At 67.8% G+C, this 9,572-nt stretch carries 7 protein-coding genes and 1 pseudogene; 2 read left to right on the top strand and 6 right to left on the bottom strand.

Annotated elements, in window-relative coordinates:
* Positions 1 to 57 precede the first annotated feature (57 nt).
* Positions 58 to 3,294: a LamG-like jellyroll fold domain-containing protein gene (locus tag ABD207_RS25120; RefSeq protein WP_425580815.1), complete on the bottom strand. Its 3,237-nt coding sequence runs from the start codon at positions 3,292 to 3,294 to the stop codon at positions 58 to 60.
* A 750-nt stretch (positions 3,295 to 4,044) separates the two neighbouring features.
* Here ABD207_RS25120 and ABD207_RS25115 point away from each other — a divergent pair.
* Positions 4,045 to 5,286 carry a cation:proton antiporter gene (locus ABD207_RS25115; protein WP_344015385.1) on the top strand — a complete coding sequence of 414 codons (1,242 nt, stop codon included), beginning with the start codon at positions 4,045 to 4,047 and terminating at the stop codon, positions 5,284 to 5,286.
* 332 nt (positions 5,287 to 5,618) lie between these two features.
* Entirely contained in the window at positions 5,619 to 6,533 is a 915-nt protein-coding gene (locus ABD207_RS25110) for a transposase family protein (protein ID WP_344015384.1), read from the top strand.
* Between the two features lie 9 nt (positions 6,534 to 6,542).
* Here the strand turns inward: ABD207_RS25110 and ABD207_RS25105 are convergent, their stop codons facing one another.
* The 5 genes and pseudogenes from ABD207_RS25105 to ABD207_RS25085 all read right to left on the bottom strand — a co-directional run bounded on the left by ABD207_RS25105 (position 6,543) and on the right by ABD207_RS25085 (position 9,566).
* Positions 6,543 to 6,905: a hypothetical protein gene (locus tag ABD207_RS25105; RefSeq protein ID WP_344015382.1), complete on the bottom strand. Its 363-nt coding sequence runs from the start codon at positions 6,903 to 6,905 to the stop codon at positions 6,543 to 6,545.
* Between the two features lie 162 nt (positions 6,906 to 7,067).
* Positions 7,068 to 7,307 (bottom strand): mycoredoxin, encoded by a 240-nt coding sequence (locus ABD207_RS25100; RefSeq protein WP_344015400.1) that lies wholly within the window; start codon positions 7,305 to 7,307, stop codon positions 7,068 to 7,070.
* Positions 7,308 to 7,454: 147 nt separating this feature from the next.
* Positions 7,455 to 7,853 (bottom strand): annotated as a pseudogene (locus tag ABD207_RS25095) (molecular chaperone TorD family protein); the annotation flags it as partial.
* Positions 7,854 to 7,965: 112 nt separating this feature from the next.
* Positions 7,966 to 8,406, bottom strand: coding sequence for a hypothetical protein (locus tag ABD207_RS25090; protein ID WP_344015380.1), 441 nt, complete (start codon positions 8,404 to 8,406; stop codon positions 7,966 to 7,968).
* Entirely contained in the window at positions 8,358 to 9,566 is a 1,209-nt protein-coding gene (locus tag ABD207_RS25085) for a molybdopterin-containing oxidoreductase family protein (RefSeq protein ID WP_344015379.1), read from the bottom strand. Before ABD207_RS25085 ends, ABD207_RS25090 begins: the two co-directional genes overlap by 49 nt.
* Positions 9,567 to 9,572 lie beyond the last annotated feature (6 nt).

Below are 9,572 nucleotides of genomic sequence, written 5' to 3'. Positions count from 1 at the left end.
GCCACCTTGCAGTCCGCTTAAAACAAGATCACCGGACTCCACGAAAGTCGGGGCAGCTCACTCCGTACGCTGCCCCAGGACCTGGCCCGTGTATCCGATGTCCTTGCTCAGCAGCTTCGCGGAATCCAGCTCGACGAGCGTGGACACGGTGAAGGGGGCATGGTCGTACACCAGCGGCCCCGGCGCCGTGGCCGCGTCATCGACTCCGTCCAGGACGATGGCCTCCCCGCTGACGGCGGCACCGCCCTCCAGGGTCAGGCTCCTGCCATAGCCGGACGTGGTGTCCGCCACGGTCGTCCCGCTGCCCCGAGCAGCGTTCCAGTCGGCCACCAACTCCACACCGGCGTACTTCTCCGAGGCCAGCAGACGTGTCTCGTCAGCGACCTCTTCGTGAGTCAGGACCCGCTGCCAGACGGCGACTTCGTCGATCGAGCCGGGGAAGTGGTACGTGGAGCTGCCGCTCGGGAACTTGTACCGGCCGAACTGCAAACCTCCGGTGGACTCCCAGGAGCCCGCGCCGGTCGCCATGGGCTGACTCTGCCGCCGGCCGTCCACGTAGAAGATCAGCTCCTCCGTGGCCGGGTCGTAGCTGCCGGCCAGATGGGTCCATACACCCGTCTGGGCAGCGTAGACGGAGTACCGTCCCCAGAGGGTGGAACCGTCCTGGTCGAGTACACCGAAGAACCACTCCTTCACATCGGCGAGGTACCAGAGCACGAACGTATTGCCCTCTGAACCGGGCTGCGCGAGAACGGAGGCGTTCTTGCTGCCGTCGTCCAGCCGCGCCCAGGCGGAGACCGTGTACGCCGAGCGGGTCTCCAGCACGGGCTGGCTGGTCTCCGCGTAAGCGGTGCTGCCGTTCAGCGACAGCCCCTTGTCCGTGATCGCCTCCGCGAGAGGCTGTCCCTCTCCGTCATGTGTGATCAGTCCGCGCCGCCCTCGGTCGTCGCGCACCGCGCCGCCGCCCAGTGTCGCGTCGTCACTGCCGTCATCGGTCGCGGAGTCCAGCGCCGTGCCGCTTGCCTCGTCGAAGTGCCAGCGTCCGACCGGGCCTTCGCCCGCGGCGACGAGAAAGTCGACCACGTTCTGCGCGCCCCAGCGGCCCACGGTGTCCTGCGCCCTCACATACACGCTGTACGTGCCGGAGCTGTTGGGTGTGATGTCCTTGGAGACCGTCGATCCGTTGATGGGTGTCGACCAGGCATCCTCGGATGACAGTTTGTACTGGTAGGCGACATTGGAGTCCCCGGTGGCCGGGGCGAACGTGAAGGTGCCCTTCTGGCCGGGGCCGCCTCCCGGCGCGCAGGCCGTGTCGGTGCAGGCAGAGTAGGGGCTGCCAACTGTGATCTTGGGCGCCTTGGGGGCGGTCGGATCGACCTTGAAGTAGCACCAGCCGGTCGTCGAGCCGTTCGACGGACCCGACAAGTAGTCTCCGCCGCTGTTGTAGTACGAACGCACCCACGCCCGGTACCGGTACAGCTTGCCCTCGGTCAGCGTTGACCAGGACTTTGTCAGCTTCACGCCGTCCCCGACATACCCGGTGGAGGGGCTCAGATCGCCGTTACCTGCCGTGGTGTCCGACCAGGTGTTGTCGCTGTTCTTGTGGTCGAGGTCGAAGTAGACCCGCAGCTGAGCGTCCTTCTCACCGCCCGACGCGGTCTGTGCCGTCGCGGTCAGGGCCGGTGTCGGGTCGGAGATGATGGCCGGATCCGACTCGGTTGTCTCACACACCGTGCCCGATCCGGTGACCAGGCCGATGCCGGTGGGCTTGGCCGGCAGTCCGACGAAGTCGACGGAGAGGACGGCGTCGTTCTTGAATCGCTTCCAGGCGCTGGTGTCGGACTCGTCGTGTGCCCGGATCTCCAGCGTGAGCCGGGAGAACTTACCCGCCGCGAAGTTCCGCACCGTCGGCGTCAGGTTCTCGTTGGTCTCCTCCGGGTTGTCGTTGAACTCGATCGGGGCATCGGGAGAGTCCGGATCACACAGCGAACCACGGCCCGCCGACACGTGCCGGTCGCCCATCCAGTCCAGCTCCTTGGGACGGGAGGACCACGTGGTGGAGGACGAGATGTTGTTCGTCCGCACCAGATCGACCCAGCGCGGCTCGCACTGGAACGCCCACGGCTCAGTCACCCGGAACGTGGCATCCAGGACATGCTTGCCCTTCAAACTCACCGGCGAGAACTCGAAGTACAACCGCTGCACATACCCCGGACCGCAGTAATAGCCGTTCCAGGTCCCGCACTTGCCCGCGCCCTTGCCCAGGCCGTCGTCTCCGTTGCTCCAGCCGTACGACTCGTAGCCGTCACTGCGCAGCAGGGTGCGCTCGGACTCACCCCACGTCACTGTCGGGTCGATGAACAGCGGAAACGCCGACGCCTCCGTCTTGGTCAGCATGTCAGCGTCCGGGATCACGGTCAGCGCGTCGTCGGAGAGCTTGACGTCCATGGTGGTGACGGTGTCCCCCGCCTCAGGTTCAGCGCCTTCCGCCGACGATCCACCAACCTCGGCGGGGTCCGACCCCTCAGCGCCGGAAGCATCTGCGGATGCTGCCGCCAGAGCCCCCGGCTGCGCCGCGGGCGGTTCGCCGGCAGAGTCCCACATCTGGGCCGGTGGGGCGCGGAAGACCCGGTTGCCGTCGTCGTCGACGGCGGTGAGGTTGCCCGCCTTCCCCTTGACCAAACTCAGTCCGGTCGTCTTCAACGAGTAATCGATCTGCTTCAGCTCTTCCTGGGCCGCAGCCTCAGGAGACTTCACCACCAGCACATGCCGGAAGCCCTCGACGGACGCCGTAACCCTCAGGTCGACGCCCGGAAGAACCTCCGCGTACACCGCGCTGGTCCCGTCCAGCTCAGGCTTGGGAAGCTTGCCCGGCCACCCCAACTGAAGGGACCGCCCCCGATCGGAGATCTTTACCAGCGGCGCGGTGTCCCCACCGCCCGAGAACTCCATCTCGACCGCCGCGGCCTTCGGCGCGATCGCCCCGTCCTCGCGGATCTCCAAGGTGGCATCTGGTTCTTGCCAGCCTCCACTCGGCGTCGGCACCCGTACCGGGACCGCGGACTCCTCCAACGTGAAGGTGAAGCCATCTGGGTTGGCGAAGACCGTCGTGCGCTCCGACCGCTCTCCGGTGACCTCGACCCGCTTCCCCGACTCCTTCGCCTCGGCGAGCGCCTTCTGCCCCTCCGACAGCGGAGGCTGCGCCTCATCCGCCACCGCCTGGGAACCCGCTCCCAAGACAGGCAGAGTCGCCAAGACTGCCGCTGCAGTCACAGCGGAAACAAGAGTCCGCATAGGTCTTCCGTGCATGCCGCCGGCGCCACGCCCCCACCTCAAAGTCACAAATCCCACCCCACGTTCACGACACAGTCATGACCATTACTTGGCGCGATCTTTGCCCTGAACAGGTGAACGAAAACGAGGCGTGATGCATCTGTGACTGAAGGGGCAGGAGTTGTGATTCATAGCCCTGCGGTTGCTGTCGGCGCCTTTCGCCCGCCTGGTCTGTCAGGCGCGCACAAATAGAGCTGGGCCATAGCAGCCCGGGGCAAACGCCACCGCACGCCCCATCCCGTGACCCGCAACCCGGCAAACCCTTGCGGTCACACGGCTAGCGTGAGCCTCTACGCCGCCGCAGTAGTGCTGTCGCCCACACCGCCAGACCGACCAGGGCGAGGAGCAGAGCCCCTCCGATGACGACGGGGACGGCCCCGACGAGGGCAAAAGTGAGCAGAAGCTCCACCCGCGTCGGTTCCTCACCCATCGTGCTGCCACCCTGCGCCATGAAGGTCACGACGCCGGCAGGAATCGGCCGGTTCCGCACTCTGGCAAGGGAACCACCGCGTTCCGAACCGATGAGCCTGCTCGACTCAACGGCTTGCCCCCGCGCGACATTGCCGATACACGGCAACGAGCAGCCGACCGCGATGCCTGTCGGTGATCTGTCAACGTCGCGTCAAGGGCGTGTAAAGTGCCGCCCGGTGTGCCGGGAAGCCTGGTCGGCGAGCAAGGGAACAGCTCTCTCTACCGATCGGGGCGTACTCCATGGTGCTCGTGGTGGTGTTCGGCGTCGCACTCCTCGTCGCGGTGCTGCTGTCGGGGCTGGCGGCGCGGACCGTGTTGTCCACGTCCTTCCTCTTCCTGGTCGGCGGCGCGCTGGTCAGTGACGGGTTCCTCGGGCTGATCCACATCACCCCGGACAGCGAGATCGTGGCCGTGACCGCCGATCTGGCGCTGTTCGCGGTGCTGTTCACCGACGGTATGCACGTCTCGCTGCCCAAGCTGCGCGCCAACTGGCGGAATCCGGCCCGCGCGCTCGGATTCGGCATGCCGCTCGCCTTCGTCTTCATGGCCCTGATCACGCACTTCCTGGTGGGTCTGGACTGGACGACGTCCTTTCTGGTGGGCGCGGTGCTCGCCCCGACCGACCCGGTGTTCGCCTCGGCGATCGTGAGCCGCCGGGAAGTCCCGGCCAAGCTGCGCCAGTTGCTGAACGTGGAGAGCGGCATCAACGACGGCCTGGCCCTGCCGGTGGTCCTCGTCCTGATCGCTGCCGCCGGTCCGGCCGCGGACAGCGCGGAGGCCTCACCGACGAAGATCGGCCTCGAGCTGCTGCTGGGCGTGGTCTTCGGGGTCGCGCTGCCGTTGCTGGTCAACGTCCTCGTACGCTTCCGGCTGCTGGGCGCCGAGCCGAAGCTGCAGCCGCTGCTGCCGCTGGCCACCGGCGTGATCCTCTACGCGGCCTGCCACCTGACGCACGCCAACCCGTATCTGGCGGCGTTCTCGGCGGGCGCCGCCCTCGCGCACGTCTCGCCGGAGGCCAAGGCGTCCTTCGAGCCGCTCGGTGAGGCCCTGGCGGAGCTGGCCAAGTTCGCGGCGCTGCTGGTGTTCGGCGCGCTGCTGACGCCGCAGCTGTTCGGGGACCTGTCGTTCGGCGGCTATGTCGCGGTGGTCCTCGCGATCGTGCTGATCCGCCCCGCCTCGCTGCTGCTGTCGCTGATCGGCACCAGCCTCTCCCGCAAGGAGAAGCTGGTGGCGGCCTGGTTCGGCCCGAAGGGCTTCGCTTCGGTGGTGTACGGCCTGCTGGTGCTGCAGTCCGGCATCCCCCAGGCTGAGCAGGCGTTCACGCTGATCGCCGTGTGCATCGCCTTCTCGATCATCGCGCACAGCTCGACGGACGTGCCGATCGCCCGCGCCTTCGACGTCGACGAACTCGCCGGCATTGCGGAGACACGCAAGGACATGGACGCTCCGTCGACGGAGAAGCACCCCGATCGATCTCACTGACCTGCCAGGAGCCAATGCCGCTCGCAGGCGTGTTGCCTGGTCCAGGAGGAATCCCGTTGTCAGCTCGCAGGGACATCGGCCCCGCCACCACTGGCTTCCCACAAACGAGCGGCAGCAAGTTCCGACAACCGCCCCGACCAGCGTGAGCACACGATCAACGCACCAGACCAGCCCAAGGACCAGCGGCTTCGCTTGTCGGATCGTCAGCCGGGGTCAGTGAGCCGGTGGACGCACGTCACGCTGCCACTGGTGCCCGTGGCGTCCTGGCTGGTGACCACCAGGTCGTCGCCCCATATTCTGCAGCGAACGCTGTCCGTCGCGCTGGCGGCGTCGTGTGCGAGGACAACCACGCCGTCGAGGGCCCTGACGGCCTTGTCTACACCGCCCGTCTGCCGCTGTCGAGTGCCACCTTGAACTACCTCGCCGACGTGATACGCGGCCACTGCAAGAAGATCCGCTCGCCGTGGCGGGCGCTGCCCGCCGGGAAGATCGCCGGGATCGTGCTCGCGGTGCTGCGCTGTGACCAGCGGCCCGGTGATCTGGCCAGCGGCAACGGCATCCACCGCACCACCGTGGGCCGCTGGGTGCGCGAGGTCGTCGGCCTGCCGGCCGCCCGCGCCCCGCGCCTGGACCGCGCACTCAAAAAGATCGCCCGAACGGGCGGCGGCATCGTGCTCCTGGACGGCTCCCTGATCCGCACCCGACGCCGCACCGGCAAGGACAACCGCAAGAACTACTCCGGCAAGAACAAATGCCACGGCCTGCTCATGATCGCCCTCACCGGTGATCGCGGCCGCCTGCTGTGGGTCTCGGCGGCCCGCCCGGGACGCACCTCGGAGATCACCGCCTGCCGACACGACCAGCTCACCGCCCACCTGCGGGCGGCCGGCCTCGGCGCCATCGCCGACCTCGGCTTCATCGGTCTCGACGACAGTGATCCCGACGCCGACCCGACCGTGATCACCGGCTACAAGGCCGCCCGGAACCGGCCCCTGACACGCGGGCAGAAGCTGTCGAACACAGCCCTCGCCGCCGTTCGAGCCCCGGTCGAGCACGGCTTCGCCCACCTCAAGAACTGGCGCGTGCTCGGCAAGGTCCGTACTGACCCGACATGGGCGACCGCGTTGGTCCGAGCCCTCCTGGTCCTCACGAACCGCGAAGTCTCCCGGCGACCGACGATCTTCACCGAAGTCACCCGCCCGCGACCAGCACGAGCACCCCCAACCCCACGCACACCAGACCCGTGACCTGCAACTTCACGATGCACACCGCTCAGTGAGGTTGGACCAGCGGCCCAGGCTGAGGCGGAACGCGCCGAGAGCGCGCGGTTCACTGATGCCCATGGCGAGAAGGACGTCGGAGGGGCGGTGGCCGCCCGAGTGGCAAGCGGAGGCGGTCGAAGACGCGAGGTCGGTGGCCGATGCCAGGGCCTCGGTGGCGATCACGCTGTCCACGCTGATGTTCAGGGTGTTGGGCAGCCGGTGATGGGGATGTCCGTTGAGAGTGACGCGGCTGGGGGACGCCTGGCTCGACTGGTAGTGAAGAGCGTCGCGCAGCGCGCTCAGGCGCTGGGGCTCCGTCGGCAGGAGTTCGGCCGCTTTGAGGGCTGCCGCTCCCATGCCGACGATCGCGGGGACGTTCTCCGTGACTGCGCGTTGATGCCGCCGCCTCCGCCACGTCGGGATCGACGGGGGTGGTGGCGTCGTAGTCGAGGTAGGCGGGCCCGTCCCGTGGGTGCTCGACGATGGACACGTAGCGGCTCCGGGTACGTGGAGTGCCGGTCAGGCGGTCTTGGCGAGGTGCTGCTTGACCTGAAGGACGCCGGGGTTCGTCATGGCCGTGCCGTCAGCGAAAACGACGGTGGGGACGACTTGGTTGCCGTTGTTGACCTTTTCGACGAGCGCGGCGGCTTTGGCGTCCTGCTCGATGTTGACCTCGGTGTAGGGGATGTTCTCCCGGTCGAGCTGCTTCTTCAGGCGGTCGCAGTAGCCGCACCAGGGGGTGGAGTAGACGGTGACCATGGTGTTCTCCTTCGGACGGAGGGGGAGGAGGTCGGCCGGCCAGTCGGCTGCTTCCTGCAGCACGCGCCGGACCAGGTGGGCGATGGTGGTGTAGGGGGCCAGCACGGCGGTGGTTTCGAGCTGCTTGAGGTAGGTATCGGCCCAGGGCCAGATGTGGACGTGCAGCAGCTCGTGGGCGGCGTGCCACGCCTGCTCGGTGGTCAGATCGCTGTCGGCCGTTCCGACGGCGATGCGGTAGAGGTGCGCCAGCAGCGAGAGCCCGACCGCAAGGTGGTCGTGGTCGACGACCGCGTCCTGCGGACGCAGTACCGGCTTGAGCTGGTACTGCTCCATGAAGGCGTCGATGTCCCGGGCGGAGCGTCCGCCGAGTTTGACTTCGCCCTGGTGGGCGGAGGCGTACGGCGGGCAGACGGGTTGAGGGCCGATGAACAGGCGGCAGAACTCTGCGGCGAGTTCCTCCAGAGCCTCGCCCTCCGGCTTTTCGGCGAGGGCGGGGTCGGCGAGCGGCCGGTGGTCGTCCCGGGTGTGGGCGTCGGCGTTGAGCATCTGCCGGTAGAGCAGGAGGTCGATCTCGCTGCTGAGCAGGCGGACAGCCAGGCGCAACAGGCCGGTGTATGCCTTGACGTGGTCGGCGGCGACGGGGATCTGGTTCACGAGGTCACGCCTTCCGGATCTGCACGACGGTGTCGTGGTACGCCTGGCCGCCTGCGACGGGGTCGGGGTAGATGGGCAGGAGGTCGTTCTGGGGGACGCTGATGGCGCCCTTCCACCACAGGCGGTCCAGGTCGGCGTCGGCGATGTCCGCGTAGCCGGGGTTGTGGGTGGTGTCGGTGCCGTTGGTGGCGTAGGCGCCGCCGACGCTGCGGCCGGCGTTGTGGGCGATGGCGATCACCATGGGATGGACGCCTTCGGTCAGGCGTACTCGGGTGCGCAGGGTGCCGAGCCTGGAGCCGTCGCCGCCGGGGACGGCGCTGTCGTTCGGGCGGAAGCTGGTGACTTCGATCCAGTCGCCGTCGTCGATGCCGAGCTTCTTGGCGGTGGTGCGGTTGATCAGGGCGGGGTTGGTGTGGGAGATCTCCTGCAGCCACTTGGACTGCATGGTGCGGTGGGCATTGTGCACGTTGATCTGGTGATGGCACGGTCGTTGTAGTAGCCGTTGCGGTGTGACTGCGAGCCGCGGTTGCAGATGGTGGTGCACCGCGGGGCCGCGGCGGCGAACTCGCGGGCGATGCGCACGATCGTCTCCGCCGGCACGCCGCTTTCTCGCTCCGCCCACTCGGGCGTGTACTGCGCAACGTGCTCGGCGATCTCCTCGGCCGGATGGTTCGACCAGGCGTCGAGCCACTTCCTGTCCCAGAGCCGCTCGCGGCAGATGACGTTCGCCATCGCCAGGGCGATCAGGCCGTCAGTGCCAGGCTTGACGCAGAACCACTCGTCTGACAGGGCCGCGGTGTTGGACAGGCGGGTTTCGAACGTGACGAGCTTCGCCCCGCGCTCGCGGGCGCGCATCATGCGGATGGCCACAGGGATATGGCCCTGGTGGGCTTCCGCCCAGTTGCAACCGAAGTTGAGCACGTACTGGGTGTTCTCGAAGTCGCCCAGGTCCCAGTCCGATTCGCCGATGGTGGTGGCGATAGCGGCACGCCGGTTGGCCGAACACAGTGCTCGATGATTGAAGTGCGAGGGGGTGCCGTAGGCGTTGAGGAACCGGGCGATGATGTCGGTGGAACGGTTGCGGCCCTGCTGGAAGGCGAACTCCTCCGGCCTTCCGCGCTCGCGTATCTCCTGCAGCCGGTCGGCGATCTCGGAGTACGCCTCTTCCCAGCTGATGCGCCGCCACTTTCCCGAGCCGCGCTCGCCGACCCGCTTGAGCGGATACAGCAGGCGGAACGGGTCGTAGAGCACGGAAGGGCCGGCTACGCCCTTGCCGCACACCGCTCCTTGGCTGTTGGGGTCCTCTGGGTTGCCAGTGATCTTCAGCAGGCGGCCGTCGGCGACGTGGCCGATGATGCCGCACGCGGTGGTGCACATCTGGCACATCGACGGGATCGCCTTGGTCTTGGCGGCGGCCTCGGGAACCGGCGCGGTCGATTGCTGGTCGCGGACGATCTCGATGGTGCCGAGCCCGGCGAGCGCCGCGCCCGCTGCGGTGCCGATCCGCAGCAGGTCCCGGCGGCCCAGCTCCCAGCTCTCGGAAGCGGCCGGAGCGGGCTCAGGCTTGGGCTGTTCCGTGTCCGGTCCTGTGGTGTTGGCGGTCATGCGTGA

It is taken from the genome of Streptomyces thermospinosisporus (genome assembly GCF_039526425.1).
GTDB classification, from domain to species: Bacteria; Actinomycetota; Actinomycetes; order Streptomycetales; family Streptomycetaceae; genus Streptomyces; species Streptomyces thermocarboxydovorans.
Note: the sequence above shows the minus strand (reverse complement) of the source record. Positions and strands in the feature narration are given on the sequence as shown.